Source organism: Burkholderia sp. Bp8998 (genome assembly GCF_003854235.1).
Lineage (GTDB): Bacteria > Pseudomonadota > Gammaproteobacteria > Burkholderiales > Burkholderiaceae > Burkholderia.
This window is the reverse complement of record NZ_QTQF01000052.1, coordinates 17,864-43,270: the sequence shown is the minus strand read 5'-3', so window position 1 is coordinate 43,270 and position 25,407 is coordinate 17,864. Positions and strand designations below refer to the sequence as shown.

Genomic DNA, 25,407 nt, shown 5'->3' with positions numbered 1-25,407 from the left:
GGTAAATTTGAGCGGACCAAGCCGCACGTCAACGTTGGTACGATTGGTCACGTTGACCACGGCAAGACGACGCTGACGGCAGCGATCACGACGGTTCTGACGAAGAAGTTCGGCGGCGAAGCGAAGGCATACGACCAGATCGACGCGGCACCGGAAGAAAAGGCGCGCGGCATCACGATCAACACGGCACACGTCGAGTACGAAACGGCAAACCGCCACTACGCACACGTCGACTGCCCGGGCCACGCTGACTATGTGAAGAACATGATCACGGGCGCAGCGCAGATGGACGGCGCGATCCTGGTTTGCTCGGCAGCAGACGGCCCGATGCCGCAAACGCGTGAGCACATCCTGCTGGCGCGTCAGGTTGGCGTTCCGTACATCATCGTGTTCCTGAACAAGTGCGACATGGTGGACGACGCTGAACTGCTCGAGCTGGTCGAGATGGAAGTTCGCGAACTCCTGTCGAAGTACGACTTCCCGGGCGACGACACGCCGATCGTGAAGGGTTCGGCGAAGCTGGCGCTGGAAGGCGACACGGGCGAGCTGGGCGAAGTGGCGATCATGAGCCTGGCAGACGCGCTGGATACGTACATCCCGACGCCGGAGCGTGCAGTTGACGGCGCGTTCCTGATGCCGGTGGAAGACGTGTTCTCGATCTCGGGCCGTGGTACGGTGGTGACGGGTCGTGTCGAGCGCGGCATCGTGAAGGTCGGCGAGGAAATCGAAATCGTCGGTATCAAGCCGACGGTGAAGACGACCTGCACGGGCGTTGAAATGTTCCGCAAGCTGCTGGACCAAGGTCAGGCAGGCGACAACGTCGGTATCCTGCTGCGCGGCACGAAGCGTGAAGACGTGGAGCGTGGTCAGGTTCTGGCGAAGCCGGGTTCGATCACGCCGCACACGCACTTCACGGCTGAAGTGTACGTGCTGAGCAAGGACGAAGGCGGCCGTCACACGCCGTTCTTCAACAACTACCGTCCGCAGTTCTACTTCCGTACGACGGACGTGACGGGTTCGATCGAGCTGCCGAAGGACAAGGAAATGGTGATGCCGGGCGACAACGTGTCGATCACGGTGAAACTGATCGCTCCGATCGCGATGGAAGAAGGTCTGCGCTTCGCAATCCGCGAAGGCGGCCGTACCGTCGGCGCCGGCGTCGTCGCCAAGATCATCGAGTAAGCCAGTTATTCGTTGATCGACAGTTTTGGGGCTGGCAGCAGCCGGCCCCAGCATGGTTTAGGGGTATAGCTCAACTGGCAGAGCGTCGGTCTCCAAAACCGAAGGTTGGGGGTTCGATTCCCTCTGCCCCTGCCAAAAATCGCCACGTGTTCTACGTGGCATTTGTTTTAAGGTGTTATGGCGAATCCATCCGTCGAAACTGTAAATACCTCCGGCGATAAGCTGATGCTGGCCCTGGGCGTATTGCTGGTCTTGGCCGGATTCGTGGGCTTCTTCTGGCTGGCCAACCAGCAGTGGTATGTCCGCGGTGCCGCACTGGCGGTAGGTATCATCGCTGGCGTGGCCGTCGGTCTGATGTCCGCACCTGGCAAGAGCCTCATCGCGTTTGCCAAGGATTCGTACAAGGAAGTCCGCAAGGTCGTTTGGCCCACCCGCAAGGAAGCAACGCAAACCACACTCGTCGTGTTCGGTTTCGTGCTCGTGATGGCGATTTTCCTCTGGTTGAGTGACAAATCGATCGAATGGGTGATTTTCTCGGCGATTCTGGGTTGGAAATGATATGAGCGATACTCCGGCATCCCCGAGCGGAAAACGTTGGTACGTCGTGCACGCCTACTCCGGTATGGAGAAGAGCGTGCAACGCGCGCTTCAGGAGCGCATCGAACGTGCTGGCATGCAGGATAAATTCGGTCAGATCCTGGTTCCGACCGAAGAAGTGGTCGAAGTCAAAGGCGGCCACAAAGCTGTGACCGAGCGTCGTTTCTTCCCCGGCTACGTGCTGGTCGAAATGGAAATGACGGACGAAACGTGGCACCTCGTGAAGAACACGGCGAAGGTCACGGGTTTCGTCGGCGGTGCGCGTAACCGCCCGACCCCGATTTCCCCGAAGGAAGTCGAAAAGATCATGTCGCAGATGCAGGAAGGCGTCGAGAAGCCGCGCCCGAAAACCCTGTTCGAAGTGGGCGAGATGGTGCGTGTCAAGGAAGGTCCTTTCACGGATTTCAACGGCACGGTCGAAGAAGTCAACTACGAAAAATCGCGCGTGCGTGTGTCGGTCACCATCTTTGGCCGCTCCACCCCGGTCGAACTCGAGTTCGGTCAGGTCGAAAAAGTTTGATCCCGATTCGGTGGGCAGCCTCGGCTGCCCACCTTCGCGCTTACGGTCCGCGTTATGGCCGTTGAGGAGCGTCAGTAGCCAGCGGCGAACGCGCGTTATCACTCACCGAACGCCGTCTGGCGTTCCAACGAGGTTTACAAATGGCAAAGAAGATTGTCGGCTTTATCAAGCTGCAGATTCCTGCAGGTAAAGCCAACCCGTCGCCGCCGGTCGGTCCGGCACTGGGCCAGCGCGGCCTGAACATCATGGAGTTCTGCAAGGCGTTCAACGCGCAGACTCAAGGCATGGAGCCGGGTCTGCCGGTGCCGGTGGTCATCACGGCATACGCTGACAAGAGCTTCACGTTCGTGATGAAGACGCCGCCGGCGACCGTCCTGATCAAGAAGGCGGCAAAGGTGGACAAGGGCTCGAGCAAGCCGCACACCGACAAGGTCGGTTCGATCACGCGCGCTCAAGCCGAAGAAATCGCGAAGACCAAGATGCCGGACCTTACGGCAGCTGATCTGGACGCAGCCGTTCGCACCATCGCTGGTAGCGCACGCTCGATGGGCATCACTGTGGAGGGCGTGTAAATGGCTAAGATCTCCAAGCGCCGTCAGGCATTTGCCGCCAAGGTCGACCGTCAGAAGCTGTACGCGATCGAAGACGCACTGGCACTCGTGAAGGAATGCGCGAGCGCGAAGTTCAACGAATCGATCGACGTCGCAGTCCAGCTCGGCATCGATGCGAAGAAGTCGGACCAGGTCGTTCGTGGTTCGGTCGTTCTGCCGGCAGGTACGGGCAAGTCGGTTCGCGTTGCCGTGTTCGCACAAGGCGAAAAGGCCGAGCAGGCTCGTGCAGCAGGTGCGGAAATCGTCGGTATGGAAGACCTGGCTGAGCAGATCAAGGCTGGCCAGATGGACTTCGACATCGTGATCGCTTCGCCGGACACGATGCGTATCGTCGGTACGCTCGGTCAGATCCTCGGCCCGCGCGGCCTGATGCCGAACCCGAAGGTCGGCACGGTCACGCCGGACGTCGCAACGGCCGTCAAGAACGCGAAGGCTGGTCAGGTGCAATTCCGTGTCGACAAGGCCGGTATCATCCACGCGACCATCGGCCGTGCATCGTTCGAATCGACCGCACTGCGTTCGAACCTGTCGGCGCTGATCGAAGCGCTGCAGAAGGCGAAGCCGGCAACGAGCAAGGGCGTCTACCTGCGCAAGATCGCACTGTCGAGCACGATGGGCGTCGGCGTGCGTGTCGACCAGGCTACGCTGGCAGCACAGTAAGCAAGTATTCGGGCCGCTTCGTTCGCGAAGCGGCCTACATGGGCTTTGGGCGGTTGTTCGTGCAGTAGGGCGGGCAACCGGTTATCAAAGACCGTTGGTGGGACGCAGCAGGCAGGTGATCCCTTAATTCAAGCCAACGCAGATGGCGAACCCGAAAAAGTTTTGCAGTGGTGAAGCCGCAGGTCGTGAAGTGATTCACGGCATGAGGTGGAAATACTCCTAACGAGGTCGGACGCCGTTGTTGAACGAGGTACGTGAGGTTCCTGCCATACCGGCAAGCTGAACGTATCGTTTCTGGAGGCTAACCGTGCCGCTTAATAGAGAAGACAAGCAAGCCGTCGTCGCTGAGGTTTCCGCGCAAGTCGCGAAGGCCCAGACCGTTGTGCTGGCTGAGTATCGTGGAATTGCGGTTGGCGATCTGACCAAGCTGCGCGCGAAAGCGCGTGAGCAACAGGTTTACCTGCGCGTGTTGAAGAACACGCTGGCGCGTCGCGCTGTTGAAGGTACGCCTTTCGCTCCGCTGGCAGAGCAGATGACTGGTCCGCTGATCTACGGCATCTCGGAAGATGCAATTGCCGCTGCTAAGGTCGTCAACGACTTCAGCAAGAGCAATGACAAGTTGGTCATCAAGGCTGGTTCGTTCGATGGCAAGGTGATGGACAAGGCTGGCGTGCAAGCGCTGGCAAGCATCCCGAGCCGTGAAGAACTGCTCTCGAAGCTGCTGTTCGTTATGCAATCGCCTGTTTCGGGCTTCGCGCGTGCTCTGGCCGCGCTCGCCGAGAAGAAGCAAGCGGAAGCTGCGTAAGCGAACGTGCATCAGCGTTACTGATCGCTGGCTGTATCCGAATTCAATTTAGGAGTATTTCAAATGGCAATCGCAAAAGAAGACATCCTGGCAGCAGTCGAAGGGATGACCGTTCTGGAACTGAACGAACTGGTCAAGGCGTTCGAAGAGAAGTTTGGCGTGTCGGCAGCTGCAGTGGCAGTCGCTGGCCCGGCAGGCGGCGGCGCTGCTGCTGCTGCAGAAGAGAAGACCGAATTCACGGTCGTTCTGGCTGAAGCAGGCAGCAACAAGGTTGCAGTCATCAAGGCAGTTCGCGAACTGACGGGCCTGGGCCTGAAGGAAGCGAAGGACGTCGTTGACGGCGCACCGAAGGCTGTCAAGGAAGGCGTCGACAAGGCTGCTGCTGAAGAAGCCAAGAAGAAGCTGGAAGAAGCTGGCGCGAAGGTCGAAGTCAAGTAAGTTTCGACGCGCTGTGCGAAGGCTGGCGGTATTTTCACCGCCGGCCTTTTTGTGCTTTGTGGGGACGTTATTCTGGCACTCATTCGGGAGCCCGAATAATCGGCCCCAGAAGCCAAAGAAAACCGCCAAATCGTTGTCAATGGTCACGATTGGCGTTTCTCTTTGTCTTCTGAAGCGACTGCAGAAGGCAAGTTTGGTCGGGTAGCGGGCAACACAGGCATCCGCTGCCGTCAGCCAGCGGTTGGTAGCGGCCAACCACCAAGCTTCTCGGCTCGTTCAAGCCGTTGGACGGCCATCGGGTCTCAGTCGGTGAACACTCGGGTTTGAAACGTCCAGGTATTCCGCCTCGACAGCACCCGCCGTGATTCGGAGATCGTATGCAATATTCCTTCACCGAGAAGAAGCGCATTCGCAAGAGTTTCGCGAAGCGCCCCATCGTTCACCAAGTTCCGTTCTTGCTGGCCACCCAGCTTGAATCATTCAGCACGTTTCTGCAAGCCGATGTGCTTGGCACGCAACGCAAGCCTGAAGGTTTGCAGGCCGCGTTCACATCGGTATTTCCCATTGTTTCGCACAACGGCTTCGCGCGCCTCGAGTTCGTGAGCTATGCGTTGTCCGCGCCGGCATTCAACATCAAGGAATGCCAGCAGCGTGGCCTGACGTACTGCTCCGCGCTGCGCGCGAAGGTCCGCCTCGTCATCCTCGACAAGGAATCGCCGAACAAGCCGGTCGTCAAGGAAGTGAAGGAGCAGGAAGTGTACATGGGCGAAATGCCGCTCATGACGCCGACGGGCTCGTTCGTCATCAATGGCACCGAGCGTGTCATCGTCTCGCAGCTGCACCGTTCGCCGGGCGTGTTCTTCGAACACGACAAGGGCAAGACGCACAGCTCGGGCAAGCTGCTGTTCTCGGCACGGATCATTCCGTACCGTGGCTCGTGGCTCGACTTCGAATTCGATCCGAAGGACATCCTGTACTTCCGCGTCGACCGTCGCCGCAAGATGCCGGTCACGATCCTGCTGAAGGCCATCGGCCTGACGCCGGAACAGATCCTCGCGAACTTCTTCGTGTTCGACAACTTCACGCTGATGGACGAAGGCGCGCAACTCGAGTTCGTGCCCGAGCGCCTGCGTGGTGAAGTCGCGCGTTTCGACATCACGGATCGTGATGGCAAGGTCATCGTCCAGAAGGACAAGCGGATCAACGCGAAGCACATTCGCGACCTCGAAGCCGCGAAGACCAAGTTCATCTCGGTGCCGGAAGACTATCTGCTCGGCCGCGTGCTGGCGAAGAACGTCGTCGACGGCGACACCGGCGAAGTGATCGCGAACGCGAACGACGAAGTCACGGAAAGCGTGCTCGAGAAGTTGCGCGAAGCGGGCATCAAGGACATCCAGACGCTCTACACGAACGATCTGGACCAGGGTCCGTACATCTCGTCGACGCTGCGCGTTGACGAAACGACCGACAAGACGGCCGCGCGCATCGCGATCTACCGCATGATGCGTCCGGGCGAGCCGCCGACCGAAGAAGCGGTCGAGGCGCTGTTCAACCGTCTGTTCTACAGCGAAGAAGCGTACGACCTGTCGAAGGTCGGCCGTATGAAGTTCAACCGCCGCGTCAGCCGTGACGAGATCACCGGTCCGATGACGCTGCAGGACGACGACATCCTCGCGACGATCAAGATCCTCGTCGAGCTGCGCAACGGCAAGGGCGAAGTGGACGACATCGACCACCTCGGCAATCGTCGCGTGCGTTGCGTCGGCGAACTGGCGGAAAACCAGTTCCGCGCGGGTCTCGTGCGTGTCGAGCGCGCGGTCAAGGAACGCCTCGGCCAGGCCGAAAGCGAAAACCTGATGCCGCACGACCTGATCAACTCGAAGCCGATTTCGTCGGCGATCCGCGAGTTCTTCGGTTCGTCGCAGTTGTCGCAGTTCATGGACCAGACCAACCCGCTGTCGGAAATCACGCACAAGCGCCGTGTTTCCGCGCTGGGCCCGGGCGGTCTGACGCGCGAGCGTGCAGGCTTCGAAGTCCGTGACGTGCACCCGACCCACTACGGCCGCGTGTGCCCGATCGAAACGCCGGAAGGTCCGAACATCGGCCTGATCAACTCGCTCGCACTGTACGCGCACCTGAACGAGTACGGCTTCCTCGAGACGCCGTACCGCAAGGTCGTGGACAGCAAGGTGACCGACCAGATCGACTACCTGTCGGCGATCGAGGAAGGCCGCTACATGATCGCCCAGGCGAACGCCGCGATCGACGAGAACGGCCAGCTGATCGACGAACTCGTGTCGTCGCGTGAAGCCGGCGAAACGATGATGGTCACGCCTGACCGTATCCAGTACATGGACGTTGCGCCGTCGCAGATCGTGTCGGTGGCAGCTTCGCTGATTCCGTTCCTCGAGCACGATGACGCGAACCGTGCACTGATGGGTTCGAACATGCAGCGTCAGGCCGTGCCGTGTCTGCGTCCGGAAAAGCCGGTCGTCGGTACGGGCATCGAGCGCACCTGTGCGGTCGACTCGGGTACGACGGTCCAGGCGTTCCGCGGCGGCGTCGTCGACTATGTCGACGCAGGCCGTATCGTGATTCGCGTGAACGACGACGAAGCAGTCGCAGGTGAAGTTGGTGTCGACATCTACAACCTGATCAAGTACACGCGTTCGAACCAGAACACGAACATCAACCAGCGTCCGATCGTGAAGATGGGCGACAAGGTCTCGCGCGGCGACGTGCTGGCCGACGGCGCCTCGACGGACCTGGGCGAGCTCGCGCTCGGCCAGAACATGCTGATCGCGTTCATGCCGTGGAACGGCTACAACTTCGAGGACTCGATCCTGATCTCGGAGAAGGTCGTGGCCGACGATCGCTACACGTCGATCCACATCGAAGAGCTGAACGTCGTTGCACGCGACACGAAGCTCGGGCCGGAAGAAATCACGCGCGACATCTCGAACCTGGCGGAAGTCCAGCTCGGCCGTCTCGACGAATCGGGCATCGTGTACATTGGTGCGGAAGTCGAAGCAGGCGACGTGCTGGTCGGCAAGGTCACGCCGAAGGGCGAGACCCAGCTGACGCCGGAAGAGAAGCTGCTGCGCGCGATCTTCGGCGAGAAGGCTTCGGACGTGAAGGACACGTCGCTGCGCGTGCCGTCGGGCATGAGCGGTACCGTGATCGACGTTCAGGTGTTCACGCGTGAAGGCATCCAGCGCGACAAGCGTGCACAACAGATCATCGACGACGAACTGAAGCGCTACCGTCTCGACCTGAACGACCAGCTGCGCATCGTGGAAGGCGACGCGTTCCAGCGTCTCGCCCGCATGCTGGTGGGCAAGGTCGCGAACGGCGGTCCGAAGAAGCTCGCGAAGGGCACGAAGATCGACCAGGCTTACCTGGAAGACCTCGACCACTATCACTGGTTCGACATCCGCCTGGCGGACGACGAAGCAGCGGTGCAGCTCGAAGCGATCAAGAACTCGATCGAAGAGAAGCGTCACCAGTTCGATCTCGCGTTCGAAGAGAAGCGCAAGAAGCTCACGCAAGGCGACGAACTGCCGCCGGGCGTGCTGAAGATGGTCAAGGTGTACCTTGCGGTGAAGCGCCGTCTGCAGCCTGGCGACAAGATGGCAGGCCGTCACGGTAACAAGGGTGTCGTGTCGAAGATCGTCCCGATCGAAGACATGCCGTACATGGCCGACGGCCGTCCGGCAGACGTCGTGCTGAACCCGCTCGGCGTGCCTTCGCGGATGAACGTGGGTCAGGTTCTGGAAGTGCACCTCGGCTGGGCCGCGAAGGGCCTCGGCTGGCGTATCGGCGAAATGCTGCAGCGTCAGGCGAAGATCGAGGAACTGCGCGTGTTCCTGACGAAGATCTACAACGAGTCGGGCCGCCAGGAAGACCTGGAAAGCTTCACCGACGACGAGATCCTCGAACTCGCGAAGAACCTGCGCGAAGGCGTGCCGTTCGCGACGCCGGTGTTCGACGGTGCGACCGAGGAAGAAATGGGCAAGATGCTCGACCTCGCGTTCCCGGACGACATCGCCGAACAGCTCGGCATGAATCCGTCGAAGAACCAGGTCCGCCTGTACGACGGCCGCACGGGTGAGATGTTCGAACGTCGCGTGACGCTCGGCTACATGCACTACCTGAAGCTGCACCACTTGGTCGACGACAAGATGCACGCGCGTTCGACCGGCCCGTACTCGCTCGTCACGCAGCAGCCGCTGGGTGGTAAGGCGCAGTTCGGTGGCCAGCGTTTCGGTGAAATGGAAGTGTGGGCACTCGAAGCGTACGGCGCGTCCTACGTGCTGCAGGAAATGCTGACGGTGAAGTCGGACGACGTGACCGGCCGGACGAAGGTGTACGAAAACCTCGTCAAGGGCGATCACGTCATCGATGCAGGCATGCCGGAATCCTTCAACGTGCTCGTGAAGGAAATCCGCTCGCTCGGTATCGACATCGATCTCGACCGCAATTAATCGGACTACGGAGAGAAAGCAATGAAAGCTCTGCTCGATCTATTCAAGCAAGTCCAACAGGAAGAAGTTTTCGACGCGATCAAGATCGGTCTGGCCTCGCCGGACAAGATCCGTTCGTGGTCGTTCGGTGAAGTGAAGAAGCCGGAGACCATCAACTACCGTACGTTCAAGCCGGAACGCGATGGTCTCTTCTGCGCGAAGATCTTCGGGCCGATCAAGGACTACGAGTGCCTGTGCGGCAAGTACAAGCGCCTGAAGCACCGCGGCGTGATCTGCGAGAAGTGCGGCGTCGAAGTGACGCTCGCGAAGGTGCGTCGCGAACGGATGGGCCACATCGAACTGGCCTCGCCGGTCGCGCACATCTGGTTCCTGAAGTCGCTGCCGTCGCGTCTGGGCATGGTGCTCGACATGACGCTGCGCGACATCGAACGCGTGCTGTACTTCGAAGCGTACGTGGTGATCGAACCGGGCATGACGCCGCTGAAGGCGCGGCAGATCATGACCGAAGAGGATTACTACAACAAGGTCGAGGAATACGGCGACGAATTCCGTGCCGAAATGGGCGCGGAAGGCGTGCGTGAACTGCTGCGCGCGATCAACATCGACGAGCAGGTCGAGACGCTGCGCACCGAGCTGAAGAACACCGGCTCGGAAGCGAAGATCAAGAAGTACGCGAAGCGCCTGAAGGTTCTCGAGGCATTCCAGCGCTCGGGCATCAAGCCCGAGTGGATGATCCTCGAAGTGCTGCCGGTGCTGCCGCCGGAACTGCGTCCGCTCGTGCCGCTGGACGGCGGCCGTTTCGCGACGTCGGACCTGAACGACCTGTATCGCCGCGTGATCAACCGTAACAACCGGTTGAAGCGCCTGCTCGAGCTGAAGGCACCTGAAATCATCGTCCGCAACGAAAAGCGGATGCTGCAGGAAGCCGTCGACTCGCTGCTCGACAACGGTCGTCGCGGCAAGGCGATGACGGGCGCGAACAAGCGTCCGCTGAAGTCGCTCGCCGACATGATCAAGGGCAAGGGCGGTCGTTTCCGTCAGAACCTGCTGGGCAAGCGCGTCGACTACTCGGGCCGTTCGGTCATCGTGGTCGGCCCGACGCTGAAGCTGCACCAGTGCGGTCTGCCGAAGCTGATGGCGCTCGAGCTGTTCAAGCCGTTCATCTTCAACAAGCTGGAAGTGATGGGCGTCGCGACGACCATCAAGGCCGCGAAGAAGGAAGTCGAGAACCAGACGCCGGTGGTGTGGGACATCCTCGAAGAGGTGATCCGCGAGCACCCGGTGATGCTGAACCGTGCGCCGACGCTGCACCGTCTCGGTATCCAGGCGTTCGAGCCGGTCCTGATCGAAGGCAAGGCAATTCAGCTGCACCCGCTCGTCTGCGCGGCGTTCAACGCCGACTTCGACGGTGACCAGATGGCCGTTCACGTGCCGCTGTCGCTCGAAGCGCAGATGGAAGCGCGCACGCTGATGCTGGCGTCGAACAACGTGCTGTTCCCGGCCAACGGCGATCCGTCGATCGTGCCGTCGCAGGATATCGTGCTGGGTCTGTACTACGCGACCCGCGAAGCGATCAACGGCAAGGGCGAAGGCCTGTCGTTCACCGGCGTGTCGGAAGTGATCCGCGCGTACGAGAACAAGGAAGTCGAGCTGGCATCGCGCGTCAACGTGCGGATCACCGAAATGGTCCGCAACGAGGACACGTCGGAAGGCGCGCCGCAATTCGTGCCGAAGATCTCGCTGTACGCGACGACCGTCGGTCGCGCGATCCTGTCGGAGATCCTGCCGCACGGCCTGCCGTTCTCGGTGCTGAACAAGCCGCTGAAGAAGAAGGAAATCTCGCGCCTGATCAACACCGCGTTCCGCAAGTGCGGTCTGCGTGCGACGGTCGTGTTCGCCGACCAGCTGATGCAGTCGGGTTTCCGTCTCGCGACGCGCGCCGGTATTTCGATCTGCGTGGACGACATGCTCGTGCCGCCGCAGAAGGAAACGATTGTCGGCGACGCCGCGAAGAAGGTGAAGGAGTACGACCGCCAGTACATGTCGGGTCTCGTCACCGCGCAGGAACGCTACAACAACGTGGTCGACATCTGGTCGGCGACGTCGGAAGCGGTCGGCAAGGCGATGATGGAGCAGCTGTCGACGGAGCCGGTGACGGACCGCGACGGCAACGAGACGCGCCAGGAGTCGTTCAACTCGATCTACATGATGGCCGACTCGGGCGCCCGGGGTTCGGCGGTGCAGATTCGTCAGCTGGCCGGTATGCGAGGCCTGATGGCGAAGCCGGACGGCTCGATTATCGAGACGCCGATTACCGCGAACTTCCGCGAAGGCCTGAACGTGTTGCAGTACTTCATCTCGACCCACGGTGCACGTAAGGGTCTGGCTGATACGGCACTGAAGACCGCGAACTCGGGTTACCTGACGCGTCGTCTCGTCGACGTCACGCAGGATCTCGTGGTGGTCGAGGACGATTGCGGCACGTCGAACGGCGTGGCGATGAAGGCCCTCGTCGAAGGCGGTGAAGTCGTCGAAGCGCTGCGCGACCGTATCCTCGGCCGCGTCGCGGTCGCGGACGTCGTGAACCCGGAAACGCAGGAAACGCTGTACGAATCGGGCACGCTGCTTGACGAAACGGCGGTCGAGGAAATCGAACGCCTCGGCATCGACGAAGTGCGCGTGCGCACGCCGCTGACCTGCGAAACGCGTTACGGTCTGTGCGCGGCCTGCTACGGCCGTGACCTGGGCCGCGGCTCGCTCGTGAACGTCGGCGAAGCAGTCGGCGTGATCGCGGCACAGTCGATCGGTGAGCCGGGCACGCAGCTGACGATGCGTACGTTCCACATCGGTGGTGCGGCATCTCGTGCGGCAGTGGCGTCGTCGGTCGAAGCGAAGAGCAACGGTATCGTGCGCTTCACGGCGACGATGCGTTACGTCACCAACGCGAAGGGCGAGCAGATCGTCATTTCGCGTTCGGGCGAGGCGCTGATCACCGACGATTTCGGTCGCGAGCGCGAGCGTCACAAAGTGCCGTACGGCGCGACGCTGCTGCAGCTCGACGGCGCGACGATCAAGGCCGGCACTCAGCTGGCGACGTGGGATCCGATGACGCGTCCGATCATCACCGAGTACGGTGGTACGGTGAAGTTCGAGAACGTCGAGGAAGGCGTGACCGTCGCGAAGCAGATCGACGACGTGACCGGCCTGTCGACGCTGGTCGTGATCGACGTGAAGCGTCGTGGTTCGCAAGCTTCGAAGAGCGTGCGTCCGCAGGTGAAACTGCTCGACGCGAACGGCGACGAAGTGAAGATCCCGGGCACGGAACACGCAGTGCAGATCGGCTTCCAGGTCGGCGCACTGATCACCGTGAAGGACGGCCAGCAAGTGCAGGTAGGTGAAGTGCTTGCACGTATCCCGACCGAAGCGCAGAAGACGCGTGACATTACCGGCGGTCTGCCGCGAGTGGCGGAACTGTTCGAAGCGCGTTCGCCGAAGGATGCCGGCATTCTCGCGGAAGTCACCGGTACGACGTCGTTCGGCAAGGACACGAAGGGCAAGCAGCGTCTCGTCATCACGGACCTCGAAGGTAATCAGCACGAGTTCCTGATCGCGAAGGAAAAGCAGGTCCTGGTCCACGATGCTCAGGTCGTCAACAAGGGCGAAATGATCGTGGACGGCCCGGCCGATCCGCACGACATCCTGCGTCTGCAGGGTATCGAGGCGCTGTCGCGCTACATCGTCGACGAAGTGCAGGACGTGTATCGTCTGCAGGGCGTGAAGATCAACGACAAGCACATCGAGGTGATCGTTCGCCAGATGCTGCGTCGTGTGCAGATCACCGACAACGGCGATACGCGCTTCATCCCGGGCGAACAGGTCGAGCGTTCCGACATGCTGGACGAGAACGATCGCATGATCGCCGAGGACAAGCGTCCGGCGTCGTACGACAACGTGCTCCTCGGTATCACGAAGGCGTCGCTGTCGACCGACTCGTTCATCTCCGCGGCATCGTTCCAGGAAACGACCCGCGTGCTGACCGAAGCGGCGATCATGGGCAAGCGCGACGATCTGCGCGGCCTGAAGGAAAACGTGATCGTCGGCCGTCTGATCCCGGCCGGTACGGGTCTCGCGTTCCACAAGGCACGCAAGGCGAAGGAGATGTCCGACCGCGAGCGTTTCGACCAGATCGCAGCGGAAGAGGCATTCGACTTCGGTACGCCGAGCGCGCCGGCCGAAGAGCCGCAACACCCGGCAGCGGAGTAAGCGCGGGCGGCGCGAGCCGCTTCACGCTGCGCTATTCGCTGTCATCGAAACCGCCCGGTCCGCCGGGCGGTTTTTTTTATCCGTCGTTCACGTGCATGACGGGCTTGCCGCACGGTTGCGCAGGCCCGTCATGCGCGCGCGCGAACGCTGTCCGATTGGCCAACGTTGCACGATTCGCCGCGCGCAGCGCGAGCGGGTTGTTAAAATTGCGGTCATCGTTCTGCCGTCCTCGTTCTCATTCATGTCCCGCGCCCTCGAAATCCTCGACGAAGTCTTTGGTTATTCCGCCTTTCGCGGCCAGCAGGGCGAGATCGTCGAACACGTCGCCGGCGGCGGCGATTGCCTCGTGCTGATGCCGACGGGCGGCGGCAAGTCGCTGTGCTACCAGATTCCGGCGCTGCTGCGCCGCGAGGCCGGGCAGGGCGCCGGCATCGTGGTGTCGCCGCTGATCGCGCTGATGCAGGACCAGGTCGCCGCGCTGAGCGAAGTCGGCGTGCGCGCGGCCTACCTGAACTCGACGCTGTCGGGCGCCGAGGCCGCGGCGACCGAGCGCGCGCTGCGGGAGGGCGAGATCGATCTGCTGTACGTCGCGCCCGAGCGGTTGATGACCGGGCGCTTCCTCGACCTGCTCGAGCGCGCGAAGATCGGCCTGTTCGCGATCGACGAGGCGCACTGCGTGTCGCAATGGGGGCATGACTTCCGACCCGAATACATCCAGCTGTCGGTGCTGCACGAGCGCTTCCCGTCGGTGCCGCGCATCGCGCTGACGGCCACTGCCGACGCGATCACGCGCGACGAGATCGTCCATCGTCTCGCGCTCGACGATGCGCGCGTGTTCGTGTCGAGCTTCGACCGCCCGAACATCCGTTACCGGATCGTCGAGAAAGACAACGCGCGCGCGCAGCTGCTCGACTTCATCCGTGCCGAGCACACGAACGCGGACGGCACGACCGACGCGGGCGTCGTCTATTGCCTGTCGCGCCGCAAGGTCGAGGAAACGGCCGAATGGCTGAAGGCACAGGGCATGCGCGCGCTGCCGTATCACGCGGGGATGGAGTTCGAGGTGCGGCAGAAGCACCAGGAGATGTTCCAGCGGGAGGAAGGCATCGTGATGTGCGCGACGATCGCGTTCGGCATGGGTATCGACAAGCCGGACGTGCGCTTCGTTGCACACCTCGATTTGCCGAAGAGCGTCGAAGGCTATTACCAGGAAACCGGCCGCGCGGGCCGCGACGGGATGCCGGCGAACGCATGGATGGCGTATGGGCTCGGCGACGTCGTCCAGCAGCGCAAGATGATCGACGAGTCCGATGCGGACGACGCGCACAAGCGTGTGCAGACGTCGAAGCTCGATGCGTTGCTCGGGCTGTGCGAGACGATCTCATGCCGGCGCGTGCGGCTTCTGAACTACTTCGGCGAGGCGAGCCAGCCGTGCGGCAACTGCGATACGTGCCTCGAGCCGCCCGATTCATGGGACGCTACGCGCGAGGCGCAGATGGCGCTGTCGTGTGTGTTCCGCGCGCAGCGTGCGAGCGGCTTCAATTTCGGCTCGAGCCATCTGATTGAGATCCTGCGCGGGGGCCGCACCGAGAAGGTGTTGCAGCGCGGCCACGACCAGCTCAGCACGTTCGGGATCGGCGCGTCGCTGTCCGAGCCCGAATGGCGCGCGATTTTCCGGCAGCTCGTCGCGTATGGCTATCTGGCGGTCGACCATGGCGGCTTCGGCGCGCTGATGCTGACCGAAGCCGCGAAGCCCGTGCTGAAGAACGAGGAGAAGGTCACGCTGCGCCGCTACGTGAAGCCGCAGCGCACGCGCCAGTCGTCGAGCCGCAGCGGCACGCGCGTCGACCCGACAGCCGGCATGGGCACGCGGGAGCGCGCCCGGTGGGACGCGCTGCGTGCATGGCGCGCGGAAACCGCGAAGTCCGACGGCGTGCCGGCCTACGTGATCTTCCATGACGCGACGCTGGCCGAAATCGCGCGCAACGCGCCGGAGACGATCGACGACCTGCGCCATATCCCCGGCATGGGCGTGCGCAAGCTCGAACGCTTCGGCGACGAGATCATCGACGTCGTCGAATCGGCGTGACACAGGTATTCCGACCCTTCCGGTAAACCGCCCGTGCGACTAGTGAATTACGCAAGCCGTTGACTTAGTTGGCATTTCCGGAATATTATGCTGGGTTCCGGTATTCGGTGGGCCGAGTCGCGTTCGAAGGTTCGTGTCCGTACCGCCGGTTCGGAAGTCAACTGTGCGTCGATTCTCGCTTTGCCCGAAATCGCTGTGCAGATTTTGTTCAATTTCAGGAATAAACAATGCCAACCATCAACCAACTGGTTCGCAAAGGCCGTCAGTCGGAAACGACGAAGAGCAAGAGCCCGGCCCTGCAGGACTGCCCCCAGCGTCGCGGCGTGTGCACCCGTGTGTACACGACGACGCCGAAGAAGCCGAACTCGGCACTCCGTAAGGTCGCCAAGGTTCGTCTGACGAACGGTTTCGAAGTGATTTCGTACATCGGCGGTGAAGGCCACAACCTGCAGGAACACTCGGTTGTGCTGATCCGCGGCGGCCGTGTGAAGGACTTGCCGGGTGTGCGTTACCACATGGTTCGCGGCTCGCTGGATACCCAGGGCGTCAAGGACCGTAAGCAAGCGCGCTCGAAGTACGGCGCGAAGCGTGCAAAGGCTGCCAAGTAAGCAGTTTTTGATCAGGGATCGCCGCAGGGCGGTCAAGGCGGGAGTGCCGGATTGCCGGTGCTGTCGAGTAAGTGGTCACCCGGCCAAGCTGGTTAGTCGTGAAGATGTGATCGGGTTTGTTGGTGGCCGCGGAGCTGAATACAGCTCCAACTGAACAAGTAAAGGAAGAATCATGCCGCGTCGTCGCGAAGTCCCCAAGCGGGAAGTGTTGCCGGATCCGAAGTTCGGCAACGTTGATGTTGCCAAGTTCATGAACATGCTGATGCTGTCCGGCAAGAAGTCGGTCGCAGAGCGCATCGTTTATGGCGCATTCGAACAAATCCAGACCAAGGGTGGCAAGGACCCGCTGGAAGTGTTCACGGTTGCGCTCAACAACGTGAAGCCGGTGGTCGAAGTGAAGAGCCGCCGCGTTGGTGGTGCCAACTATCAAGTTCCGGTCGAAGTGCGCCCGTCGCGTCGTATGGCATTGGCGATGCGCTGGCTGCGTGAGGCTGCGAAGAAGCGCAGCGAGAAGTCGATGGCTCTGCGCCTGGCAGGCGAACTCTCCGAAGCGGCCGAAGGCCGTGGCGGCGCGATGAAGAAGCGCGATGAAGTTCACCGCATGGCAGAAGCCAACCGCGCGTTCTCGCATTTCCGTTTCTAAGCGCCTGGCTGGGCTGTTTGCGGAAATAAATTCCGGGCGGGTGCGCTTTTCAGGCGCCTCGCCCGTTTGTGTTGAAGCATGATGCAGCAGGGCTGCATCATGCCATCCCAGTAGAGGATCAAAGTGGCTCGCAAGACTCCTATCGAGCGCTACCGCAATATCGGTATTAGCGCTCACATCGACGCCGGCAAAACGACGACGACCGAGCGCATTCTGTTTTACACCGGTGTGAACCACAAGATCGGTGAAGTCCACGACGGCGCAGCAACGATGGACTGGATGGAGCAGGAACAGGAGCGTGGCATCACGATCACGTCCGCTGCTACCACGGCCTTCTGGAAGGGCATGGGCGGCAACTATCCGGAACACCGCATCAACATCATCGACACCCCGGGCCACGTCGACTTCACGATCGAAGTGGAGCGTTCGATGCGCGTGCTCGACGGCGCGTGCATGGTGTACTGCGCAGTGGGCGGCGTGCAGCCGCAGTCGGAAACGGTGTGGCGCCAGGCTAACAAGTACAAGGTGCCCCGTCTCGCGTTCGTCAACAAGATGGACCGTACCGGCGCGAACTTCTTCAAGGTCTACGACCAGCTCCGTCTGCGCCTGAAGGCGAACCCGGTTCCGGTCGTGGTGCCGATCGGCTCGGAAGAAAACTTCAAGGGCGTGGTCGACCTGATCAAGATGAAGGCGATCATTTGGGACGAAGCGTCGCAAGGCACGAAGTTCGACTACGTCGACATCCCGGCCGAGCTCGCAGAGACCTGCAAGGAATGGCGCGAGAAGATGGTCGAAGTGGCTGCTGAAGCCAGCGAAGACCTGATGAACAAGTACCTGGAAGAAGGCGATCTGCCGGAAGCCGACATCGTCAAGGCACTGCGCGACCGTACGATCGCGTGCGAAATCCAGCCGATGCTGTGCGGTACCGCGTTCAAGAACAAGGGCGTGCAGCGTATGCTCGACGCCGTGATCGACTTCCTGCCGTCGCCGGTCGACATCCCGCCGGTCAAGGGCGAGCTCGAGAACGGTGAAGAAGCAGAGCGCAAGGCATCGGACGAAGAGAAGTTCTCGTCGCTCGCGTTCAAGATCATGACCGACCCGTTCGTCGGCCAGCTGATCTTCTTCCGTGTGTACTCGGGCGTCGTCAACTCGGGCGACACGCTGCTGAACTCGACCAAGGGCAAGAAGGAACGCCTCGGCCGTATTCTGCAGATGCACGCGAACCAGCGTGAAGAAATCAAGGAAGTTCGTGCAGGCGACATCGCAGCTGCGGTCGGCCTGAAGGAAGCGACCACCGGCGACACGCTGTGCGATCCGGCAAATCCGATCGTGCTCGAGCGCATGGTGTTCCCGGAGCCGGTGATTTCGCAGGCTGTCGAGCCGAAGACCAAGGCTGACCAGGAAAAGATGGGCCTCGCACTGAACCGTCTGGCTCAGGAAGATCCGTCGTTCCGCGTGCAGACCGACGAAGAGTCGGGCCAGACCATCATTTCGGGCATGGGCGAGCTCCACCTCGAAATTCTGGTCGACCGGATGAAGCGTGAATTCGGCGTGGAAGCAACCGTCGGCAAGCCGCAGGTTGCATACCGCGAAACGATCCGTTCGACGGCGAAGGACGTCGACGGCAAGTTCGTCAAGCAGTCGGGTGGTCGCGGCCAGTACGGTCACGCAGTCATCACGCTCGAGCCGAACGAACAAGGCAAGGGTTACGAGTTCTTCGACGAGATCAAGGGTGGTGTGATTCCGCGTGAATACATCCCGGCGGTCGACAAGGGTATCCAGGACACGCTGAAGTCGGGCGTGCTGGCTGGCTTCCCGGTCGTCGACGTGAAGGTTCACCTGACGTTCGGTTCGTACCACGACGTTGACTCGAACGAAAACGCGTTCCGCATGGCCGGTTCGATGGCGTTCAAGGAAGCGATGCGCAAGGCGAATCCGGTCGTCCTCGAGCCGATGATGGCTGTCGAAGTCGAGACGCCGGAAGACTACATGGGCAACGTGATGGGCGACCTGTCGGGTCGTCGCGGCATCGTCCAGGGCATGGAAGACATGGTTGGCGGCGGCAAGATCGTTCGCGCCGAAGTGCCGCTGTCGGAAATGTTCGGTTACTCGACGTCGCTGCGTTCGCTGACGCAAGGTCGTGCAACGTACACGATGGAGTTCAAGCACTACGCTGAAGCTCCGCGCAACGTTGCTGAAGCGATCATCAGTGCGAAGTCGAAGTAAATCTCCAGCTACCAACTGATATTTTTTGAAAGAAGAGAATCATGGCAAAAGGTAAATTTGAGCGGACCAAGCCGCACGTCAACGTTGGTACGATTGGTCACGTTGACCACGGCAAGACGACGCTGACGGCAGCGATCACGACGGTTCTGACGAAGAAGTTCGGCGGCGAAGCGAAGGCATACGACCAGATCGACGCGGCACCGGAAGAAAAGGCGCGCGGCATCACGATCAACACGGCACACGTCGAGTACGAAACGGCAAACCGCCACTACGCACACGTCGACTGCCCGGGCCACGCTGACTATGTGAAGAACATGATCACGGGCGCAGCGCAGATGGACGGCGCGATCCTGGTTTGCTCGGCAGCAGACGGCCCGATGCCGCAAACGCGTGAGCACATCCTGCTGGCGCGTCAGGTTGGCGTTCCGTACATCATCGTGTTCCTGAACAAGTGCGACATGGTGGACGACGCTGAACTGCTCGAGCTGGTCGAGATGGAAGTTCGCGAACTCCTGTCGAAGTACGACTTCCCGGGCGACGACACGCCGATCGTGAAGGGTTCGGCGAAGCTGGCGCTGGAAGGCGACACGGGCGAGCTGGGCGAAGTGGCGATCATGAGCCTGGCAGACGCGCTGGATACGTACATCCCGACGCCGGAGCGTGCAGTTGACGGCGCGTTCCTGATGCCGGTGGAAGACGTGTTCTCGATCTCGGGCCGTGGTACGGTGGTGACGGGTCGTGTCGAGCGCGGCATCGTGAAGGTCGGCGAGGAAATCGAAATCGTCGGTATCAAGCCGACGGTGAAGACGACCTGCACGGGCGTTGAAATGTTCCGCAAGCTGCTGGACCAAGGTCAGGCAGGCGACAACGTCGGTATCCTGCTGCGCGGCACGAAGCGTGAAGACGTGGAGCGTGGTCAGGTTCTGGCGAAGCCGGGTTCGATCACGCCGCACACGCACTTCACGGCTGAAGTGTACGTGCTGAGCAAGGACGAAGGCGGCCGTCACACGCCGTTCTTCAACAACTACCGTCCGCAGTTCTACTTCCGTACGACGGACGTGACGGGTTCGATCGAGCTGCCGAAGGACAAGGAAATGGTGATGCCGGGCGACAACGTGTCGATCACGGTGAAACTGATCGCTCCGATCGCGATGGAAGAAGGTCTGCGCTTCGCAATCCGCGAAGGCGGCCGTACCGTCGGCGCCGGCGTCGTCGCCAAGATCATCGAGTAATATCGACGATCCGCGGATCCCTCCGGGGTCCGCGATTCCACGGTAGGCAGTTGTACCGTCGAAACCGGGTGTCCAGTTTGATCTGGCACCCGGTTTTGTCTTTGTGGCGTGCCGTCACGCGCGTCGATAAACCCGCACCACCATTTCGGTTTTTCGTGTAGAATCGCGGGCTTAGCAGTGGAAGTACCGTTCGGAACCGGGCGCCTCGCTCCCCGCAGGCAACAGGTTTCGCGTTCTTTTAGTGTCCGGCGATGCAACATCGCCTCGCTCTTTTCAAGGAATCGTCATGCAGCAACAGAAAATCCGCATTCGCCTGAAGGCTTTCGACTATCGTCTGATCGATCAATCGGCAGCCGAGATTGTCGATACCGCGAAGCGGACTGGCGCAATCGTCCGTGGCCCGGTGCCGCTGCCGACGCGCATCCAGCGTTTTGACATCCTGCGTTCGCCGCACGTCAACAAGACGTCGCGCGATCAGCTCGAAATCCGTACCCACCAGCGCCTGATGGACATCGTCGATCCGACCGACAAGACGGTTGACGCGCTGATGAAGCTCGACCTGCCGGCTGGCGTCGACGTGGAAATCAAGCTGCAGTAAGGCTTTCGGCGCCAACCGGTTTGTCGGGTGGTGCTAAGTCTTTGTATTGCTTGCGGAAATCGAGAGGTCGGGCTATACTGCTTGGCTTTTCGCGTATTCGCGTAAAAAAGTTGGGCCTTGCGTGCCCGGCATTTTGTAAATCAGCCCCGACCAATCGCAGTCGGGAATGGAGAAAATGATGAGCCTTGGACTCGTAGGTCGCAAGGTTGGCATGACCCGTATCTTCACGGCTGAAGGGGATTCGATTCCCGTCACCGTGCTGGACGTGTCGGACAACCGCGTGACGCAGATCAAGACTGTTGAAACCGACGGCTACACGGCCGTGCAGGTTGCATTCGGCTCCCGCCGCGCATCGCGCGTGACGAAGCCGCTGGCAGGTCATCTCGCCAAAGCCGGTGTCGAAGCCGGTGAAATCCTCAAGGAATTCCGCATTGACGCGGCCAAGGCAGCCGAGCTGTCGAATGGCGCCGTGGTCGGTGCTGATCTTTTCGAAGTGGGCCAGAAGGTCGACGTGCAGGGCGTGTCGATCGGTAAGGGCTACGCCGGTACGATCAAGCGTTACAACTTCTCCTCCGGCCGTGCCACGCACGGTAACTCGCGCTCGCACAACGTGCCGGGCTCGATCGGTATGGCGCAGGATCCGGGTCGTGTTTTCCCGGGTAAGCGCATGACGGGTCACCTCGGTGACGTTACGGTGACGGTGCAGAACCTCGAAATCGCGCGTATCGACGCAGAGCGCAAGCTGCTGCTCGTCAAGGGTGCGATTCCGGGTGCGAAGGGCGGCAAGGTTTTCGTGACGCCGGCCGTCAAGACCAAGGGGGCGAAATAATGGAACTCAAGCTCCTGAACGAAAATGGTCAGGAAGGTGCAGTGGTTAACGCGTCGGACGTCGTGTTCGGCCGTGACTACAACGAAGCGCTGATCCACCAGGTCGTCGTCGCGTACCAGGCGAATGCTCGCCAGGGTAACCGCGCACAGAAGGACCGTGAGCAAGTCAAGCACACCACCAAGAAGCCGTGGCGTCAGAAGGGTACGGGCCGCGCTCGTGCCGGTATGTCGTCGAGCCCGCTGTGGCGTGGCGGTGGTCGCATCTTCCCGAACTCGCCGGAAGAAAACTTCTCGCACAAGGTCAACAAGAAGATGCATCGCGCAGGTCTCTGCTCGATCTTCTCGCAGCTGGCCCGTGAAGGCCGTCTGTCGGTCGTCGAGGACATCATCCTCGAAGCGCCGAAGACCAAGCTGCTGGCTGACAAATTCAAGACCATGGGTCTCGACTCCGTGCTGATCATTACGGACACGGTTGACGAGAACCTGTACCTGGCATCGCGCAACCTGCCGCACGTGGCGATTGTCGAGCCGCGCTACGCTGACCCGCTGTCGCTGATCTACTTCAAGAAAGTGCTGGTCACGAAGGCTGCGGTCGCCCAGATCGAGGAGTTGCTGTCATGAGCGAGATTCGCAAGAACGATCATCGTTTGATGCAGGTCCTGCTCGCACCGGTGATCTCGGAAAAGGCGACGCTGGTTGCCGACAAGAACGAGCAAGTCGTGTTCGAAGTCGCACCGGATGCCACGAAGCAGGAAGTGAAGGCGGCTGTCGAGCTGCTGTTCAAGGTTGAAGTTGATTCGGTCAACGTGCTGGTTCAGAAGGGCAAGCAAAAGCGCTTCGGCCGTTCGATGGGCCGCCGTAAGGACGTGAAGAAGGCGTACGTTTGCCTGAAGCCCGGCCAGGAAATCAACTTTGAAGCGGAGGCCAAGTAATCATGGCAATCGTGAAAGTTAAACCGACTTCGCCGGGTCGCCGCGCGATGGTCAAGGTGGTCAACAAGAACCTGCACCAGGGCAAGCCGTTCGCGGCACTGCTCGACTCGCAGAGCTCGACCGCCGGCCGTAACAACAACGGCCGTATCACCACGCGTCACAAGGGTGGTGGTCACAAGCAGCACTACCGTATCGTCGATTTCCGTCGCACGAAGGATGGCATCCCGGCAAAGGTCGAGCGTCTCGAGTACGACCCGAACCGTAGCGCGAACATCGCGCTGGTGCTCTACGCAGACGGCGAGCGTCGCTACATCATCGCCCCGAAGGGCCTGACCGTCGGCCAGCAGCTGATGTCGGGTTCGGAAGCACCGATCCGTGCAGGCAACACGCTGCCGATCCGCAACATTCCGGTCGGTACGACGATCCACTGCATCGAGATGCTGCCGGGCAAGGGCGCGCAAATGGCGCGTTCGGCTGGCACGTCGGCCATGCTGCTGGCACGTGAAGGCGTCTACGCGCAGGTTCGTCTGCGTTCGGGCGAAATCCGCCGCGTGCACATCGAGTGCCGTGCAACGATCGGTGAAGTCGGCAACGAAGAGCATAGCCTGCGCCAAATCGGCAAGGCTGGCGCGAACCGCTGGCGCGGTATCCGCCCGACGGTGCGTGGCGTTGCGATGAACCCGGTTGATCACCCGCACGGTGGTGGTGAGGGCAAGACGGCTGCAGGTCGCGACCCGGTGAGCCCGTGGGGTACGCCGGCTAAGGGTTACCGCACCCGCAGCAACAAGCGCACGACGACGATGATCGTCCAGCGCCGTCACAAGCGTTAAGGAGTAGGCAATGGCACGTTCTGTAAAAAAAGGTCCGTTCTGCGACGCCCATTTGCTGAAGAAAGTTGAGGCGGCTGCAGCTTCGCGCGACAAAAAGCCGATCAAGACCTGGTCGCGTCGCTCGACGATTCTGCCGGATTTCATCGGCCTGACGATCGCTGTTCACAACGGCCGTCAACACGTTCCGGTGTACATCTCGGAAAACATGGTCGGCCACAAGCTTGGCGAGTTCGCACTGACCCGTACGTTCAAGGGTCACGCGGCCGACAAGAAGGCCAAGAAATAAGGGGCAATCAAGATGGAAGTGAAAGCAATTCATCGCGGTGCCCGCATCTCGGCGCAAAAAACGCGCCTTGTGGCTGACCAGATCCGCGGTTTGCCGGTCGACAAGGCGCTGAACGTTCTGACGTTCTCGCCGAAGAAGGCGGCTGGCATCGTGAAGAAGGTTGTGCTGTCGGCAATCGCGAATGCGGAGCACAACGAAGGCGCTGATATCGACGAGCTCAAGATCAAGAGCATCTACGTCGACAAGGCTGCATCGCTCAAGCGTTTCACCGCGCGCGCCAAGGGCCGCGGTAACCGCATCGAGAAGCAATCCTGTCACATCACTGTGACGGTCGGGAATTAAGGAGCCATACGATGGGACAGAAAATTCATCCGACTGGCTTCCGCCTGGCTGTCAGCCGCAATTGGGCTTCGCGTTGGTACGCGAACAACAACAATTTCGCGGCGATGCTGCAGGAAGACATCGGTGTTCGTGAATACCTGAAGAAGAAGCTGAAGAACGCTTCGGTCGGTCGGGTGGTCATCGAGCGTCCGGCGAAGAACGCGCGCATCACGATTTACAGCTCGCGTCCGGGCGTCGTCATCGGCAAGAAGGGCGAGGATATCGAACAGCTGAAGACGGAACTGCAACGCCGCATGGGCGTGCCGGTTCACGTCAACATCGAAGAAATCCGCAAGCCCGAAACCGATGCTCAACTGATCGCTGACTCGATCACGCAACAGCTCGAGCGCCGGATCATGTTCCGTCGCGCGATGAAGCGTGCGATGCAGAACGCGATGCGTCTGGGTGCCCAAGGCATCAAGATCATGAGCGCAGGCCGTCTGAACGGTATCGAAATCGCTCGTACGGAGTGGTATCGCGAAGGTCGCGTGCCGCTTCACACGCTGCGTGCTGATATCGACTACGCGACTTCGGAAGCGAAGACGACTTACGGGATCATCGGCGTCAAGGTGTGGGTCTACAAGGGCGATACGCTCGGCCGCAACGATGCACCGGTGGTGGAAGAAGTAGCCGAAGACAAGCGTCCGCGTCGCAATGCGCGTCCGGGCGACCGTCGTCCGCGCCGTGACGGCGAAGGCGGCGCTCCGGGTGCTCGTCGTGGCGCACCGCGCCGTGGCGCCGGCAAGCCCGAAGACGGCAAGACTGGAGAATAACGATGCTGCAACCGAAACGCAGAAAGTATCGTAAAGAGCAGAAGGGTCGTAACACCGGCAAGGCGACGCGCGGCAACGCAGTGTCGTTCGGTGAGTTCGGCCTGAAGGCTATCGGTCGCGGTCGTTTGACCGCACGCCAGATTGAAGCGGCGCGTCGTGCAATGACGCGTCACATCAAGCGTGGCGGCCGCATCTGGATCCGGATCTTCCCGGACAAGCCGATTTCGCAAAAGCCGGCAGAAGTGCGTATGGGTAACGGTAAGGGTAACCCGGAGTACTACGTCGCCGAGATCCAGCCGGGCAAGATGCTCTATGAAATGGACGGCGTAACCGAAGAACTGGCACGCGAAGCGTTCCGTCTGGCTGCAGCCAAGCTGCCGCTGAAGACGGCATTCATCGTGCGCCAGCTCGGCGCCTAAGG

General features: G+C 61.0%; 23 protein-coding genes and 1 tRNA gene. All 24 read left to right on the top strand.

What is annotated here, in order from left to right:
• Positions 1–1,182, top strand: a 1,182-nt coding sequence (tuf, locus tag DIE06_RS33520) for an elongation factor Tu (RefSeq protein ID WP_027805213.1), incomplete at its 5' end; no start/stop codon positions are given.
• A 59-nt stretch (positions 1,183–1,241) separates the two neighbouring features.
• A tRNA-Trp gene (locus tag DIE06_RS33515) sits at positions 1,242–1,317 on the top strand.
• Between the two features lie 42 nt (positions 1,318–1,359).
• Positions 1,360–1,740: a preprotein translocase subunit SecE gene (gene secE, locus DIE06_RS33510; protein WP_006482892.1), complete on the top strand. Its 381-nt coding sequence runs from the start codon at positions 1,360–1,362 to the stop codon at positions 1,738–1,740.
• A 1-nt stretch (position 1,741) separates the two neighbouring features.
• Entirely contained in the window at positions 1,742–2,299 is a 558-nt protein-coding gene (nusG, locus tag DIE06_RS33505) for a transcription termination/antitermination protein NusG (RefSeq protein ID WP_006400672.1), read from the top strand.
• A 140-nt stretch (positions 2,300–2,439) separates the two neighbouring features.
• Positions 2,440–2,871 (top strand): 50S ribosomal protein L11, encoded by a 432-nt coding sequence (gene rplK, locus DIE06_RS33500; RefSeq protein ID WP_006400671.1) that lies wholly within the window; start codon positions 2,440–2,442, stop codon positions 2,869–2,871.
• A complete protein-coding gene (rplA, locus tag DIE06_RS33495; RefSeq protein ID WP_017333534.1) occupies positions 2,872–3,570 on the top strand; it encodes a 50S ribosomal protein L1 in 699 nt (232 codons plus the stop codon).
• A gap of 307 nt (positions 3,571–3,877) precedes the next feature.
• The gene (rplJ, locus tag DIE06_RS33490; protein WP_021161756.1) at positions 3,878–4,375 is read left to right on the top strand and encodes a 50S ribosomal protein L10; all 498 of its coding nucleotides are present in this window, start codon (positions 3,878–3,880) and stop codon (positions 4,373–4,375) included.
• Positions 4,376–4,438: 63 nt separating this feature from the next.
• Positions 4,439–4,813: a 50S ribosomal protein L7/L12 gene (gene rplL / locus DIE06_RS33485; RefSeq protein WP_021161757.1), complete on the top strand. Its 375-nt coding sequence runs from the start codon at positions 4,439–4,441 to the stop codon at positions 4,811–4,813.
• A gap of 377 nt (positions 4,814–5,190) precedes the next feature.
• Positions 5,191–9,297 carry a DNA-directed RNA polymerase subunit beta gene (gene rpoB / locus DIE06_RS33480; protein ID WP_124665080.1) on the top strand — a complete coding sequence of 1,369 codons (4,107 nt, stop codon included), beginning with the start codon at positions 5,191–5,193 and terminating at the stop codon, positions 9,295–9,297.
• Positions 9,298–9,318: 21 nt separating this feature from the next.
• On the top strand, positions 9,319–13,560 hold the full coding sequence (gene rpoC, locus DIE06_RS33475) for a DNA-directed RNA polymerase subunit beta' (protein WP_124665079.1): 4,242 nt from the start codon (positions 9,319–9,321) through the stop codon (positions 13,558–13,560).
• Positions 13,561–13,801: 241 nt separating this feature from the next.
• Entirely contained in the window at positions 13,802–15,649 is a 1,848-nt protein-coding gene (recQ, locus tag DIE06_RS33470; RefSeq protein WP_124665078.1) for a DNA helicase RecQ, read from the top strand.
• A gap of 227 nt (positions 15,650–15,876) precedes the next feature.
• Positions 15,877–16,257, top strand: a complete 381-nt coding sequence (gene rpsL, locus DIE06_RS33460; protein WP_006400662.1) for a 30S ribosomal protein S12 — start codon at positions 15,877–15,879, stop codon at positions 16,255–16,257.
• Between the two features lie 172 nt (positions 16,258–16,429).
• On the top strand, positions 16,430–16,900 hold the full coding sequence (gene rpsG / locus DIE06_RS33455) for a 30S ribosomal protein S7 (RefSeq protein WP_006477195.1): 471 nt from the start codon (positions 16,430–16,432) through the stop codon (positions 16,898–16,900).
• A gap of 123 nt (positions 16,901–17,023) precedes the next feature.
• Positions 17,024–19,126: an elongation factor G gene (gene fusA / locus DIE06_RS33450; protein ID WP_044849034.1), complete on the top strand. Its 2,103-nt coding sequence runs from the start codon at positions 17,024–17,026 to the stop codon at positions 19,124–19,126.
• Between the two features lie 41 nt (positions 19,127–19,167).
• Positions 19,168–20,358: an elongation factor Tu gene (gene tuf / locus DIE06_RS33445; protein ID WP_011350666.1), complete on the top strand. Its 1,191-nt coding sequence runs from the start codon at positions 19,168–19,170 to the stop codon at positions 20,356–20,358.
• Between the two features lie 286 nt (positions 20,359–20,644).
• Positions 20,645–20,956 carry a 30S ribosomal protein S10 gene (rpsJ, locus tag DIE06_RS33440; RefSeq protein ID WP_004199280.1) on the top strand — a complete coding sequence of 104 codons (312 nt, stop codon included), beginning with the start codon at positions 20,645–20,647 and terminating at the stop codon, positions 20,954–20,956.
• Between the two features lie 178 nt (positions 20,957–21,134).
• Positions 21,135–21,785, top strand: a complete 651-nt coding sequence (rplC, locus tag DIE06_RS33435) for a 50S ribosomal protein L3 (protein ID WP_006752926.1) — start codon at positions 21,135–21,137, stop codon at positions 21,783–21,785.
• A complete protein-coding gene (rplD, locus tag DIE06_RS33430; RefSeq protein ID WP_006477192.1) occupies positions 21,785–22,405 on the top strand; it encodes a 50S ribosomal protein L4 in 621 nt (206 codons plus the stop codon). The genes rplC and rplD overlap by 1 nt, the downstream gene beginning before the upstream one ends.
• On the top strand, positions 22,402–22,716 hold the full coding sequence (gene rplW, locus DIE06_RS33425; RefSeq protein ID WP_004199275.1) for a 50S ribosomal protein L23: 315 nt from the start codon (positions 22,402–22,404) through the stop codon (positions 22,714–22,716). Before rplD ends, rplW begins: the two co-directional genes overlap by 4 nt.
• A 2-nt stretch (positions 22,717–22,718) precedes the next feature.
• Complete coding sequence (rplB, locus tag DIE06_RS33420; protein WP_006482900.1) at positions 22,719–23,546, top strand: 50S ribosomal protein L2; 828 nt, start codon at positions 22,719–22,721, stop codon at positions 23,544–23,546.
• A gap of 10 nt (positions 23,547–23,556) precedes the next feature.
• Positions 23,557–23,832 carry a 30S ribosomal protein S19 gene (gene rpsS / locus DIE06_RS33415; RefSeq protein WP_004199273.1) on the top strand — a complete coding sequence of 92 codons (276 nt, stop codon included), beginning with the start codon at positions 23,557–23,559 and terminating at the stop codon, positions 23,830–23,832.
• 12 nt (positions 23,833–23,844) lie between these two features.
• Positions 23,845–24,174: a 50S ribosomal protein L22 gene (rplV, locus tag DIE06_RS33410; RefSeq protein ID WP_004199272.1), complete on the top strand. Its 330-nt coding sequence runs from the start codon at positions 23,845–23,847 to the stop codon at positions 24,172–24,174.
• Positions 24,175–24,185: 11 nt separating this feature from the next.
• Entirely contained in the window at positions 24,186–24,986 is an 801-nt protein-coding gene (gene rpsC, locus DIE06_RS33405) for a 30S ribosomal protein S3 (RefSeq protein ID WP_006482899.1), read from the top strand.
• A gap of 2 nt (positions 24,987–24,988) precedes the next feature.
• Positions 24,989–25,405, top strand: coding sequence for a 50S ribosomal protein L16 (rplP, locus tag DIE06_RS33400; RefSeq protein ID WP_006482873.1), 417 nt, complete (start codon positions 24,989–24,991; stop codon positions 25,403–25,405).
• Positions 25,406–25,407: the final 2 nt, after the last annotated feature.

Coding starts and splice junctions, on each gene's coding strand:
- rpsJ (WP_004199280.1), top strand. CDS start 20,645: ATGCAGCAACAGAAAATCCGCATTCGCCTGAAGGCTTTCGACTATCGT.
- recQ (WP_124665078.1), top strand. CDS start 13,802: ATGTCCCGCGCCCTCGAAATCCTCGACGAAGTCTTTGGTTATTCCGCC.
- rplC (WP_006752926.1), top strand. CDS start 21,135: ATGAGCCTTGGACTCGTAGGTCGCAAGGTTGGCATGACCCGTATCTTC.
- rplA (WP_017333534.1), top strand. CDS start 2,872: ATGGCTAAGATCTCCAAGCGCCGTCAGGCATTTGCCGCCAAGGTCGAC.
- rplW (WP_004199275.1), top strand. CDS start 22,402: ATGAGCGAGATTCGCAAGAACGATCATCGTTTGATGCAGGTCCTGCTC.
- rpsS (WP_004199273.1), top strand. CDS start 23,557: ATGGCACGTTCTGTAAAAAAAGGTCCGTTCTGCGACGCCCATTTGCTG.
- tuf (WP_011350666.1), top strand. CDS start 19,168: ATGGCAAAAGGTAAATTTGAGCGGACCAAGCCGCACGTCAACGTTGGT.
- rpsC (WP_006482899.1), top strand. CDS start 24,186: ATGGGACAGAAAATTCATCCGACTGGCTTCCGCCTGGCTGTCAGCCGC.
- nusG (WP_006400672.1), top strand. CDS start 1,742: ATGAGCGATACTCCGGCATCCCCGAGCGGAAAACGTTGGTACGTCGTG.
- rpoB (WP_124665080.1), top strand. CDS start 5,191: ATGCAATATTCCTTCACCGAGAAGAAGCGCATTCGCAAGAGTTTCGCG.
- rpoC (WP_124665079.1), top strand. CDS start 9,319: ATGAAAGCTCTGCTCGATCTATTCAAGCAAGTCCAACAGGAAGAAGTT.
- rplP (WP_006482873.1), top strand. CDS start 24,989: ATGCTGCAACCGAAACGCAGAAAGTATCGTAAAGAGCAGAAGGGTCGT.
- rpsL (WP_006400662.1), top strand. CDS start 15,877: ATGCCAACCATCAACCAACTGGTTCGCAAAGGCCGTCAGTCGGAAACG.
- rplK (WP_006400671.1), top strand. CDS start 2,440: ATGGCAAAGAAGATTGTCGGCTTTATCAAGCTGCAGATTCCTGCAGGT.
- rplV (WP_004199272.1), top strand. CDS start 23,845: ATGGAAGTGAAAGCAATTCATCGCGGTGCCCGCATCTCGGCGCAAAAA.
- rplD (WP_006477192.1), top strand. CDS start 21,785: ATGGAACTCAAGCTCCTGAACGAAAATGGTCAGGAAGGTGCAGTGGTT.
- rpsG (WP_006477195.1), top strand. CDS start 16,430: ATGCCGCGTCGTCGCGAAGTCCCCAAGCGGGAAGTGTTGCCGGATCCG.
- rplB (WP_006482900.1), top strand. CDS start 22,719: ATGGCAATCGTGAAAGTTAAACCGACTTCGCCGGGTCGCCGCGCGATG.
- rplL (WP_021161757.1), top strand. CDS start 4,439: ATGGCAATCGCAAAAGAAGACATCCTGGCAGCAGTCGAAGGGATGACC.
- secE (WP_006482892.1), top strand. CDS start 1,360: ATGGCGAATCCATCCGTCGAAACTGTAAATACCTCCGGCGATAAGCTG.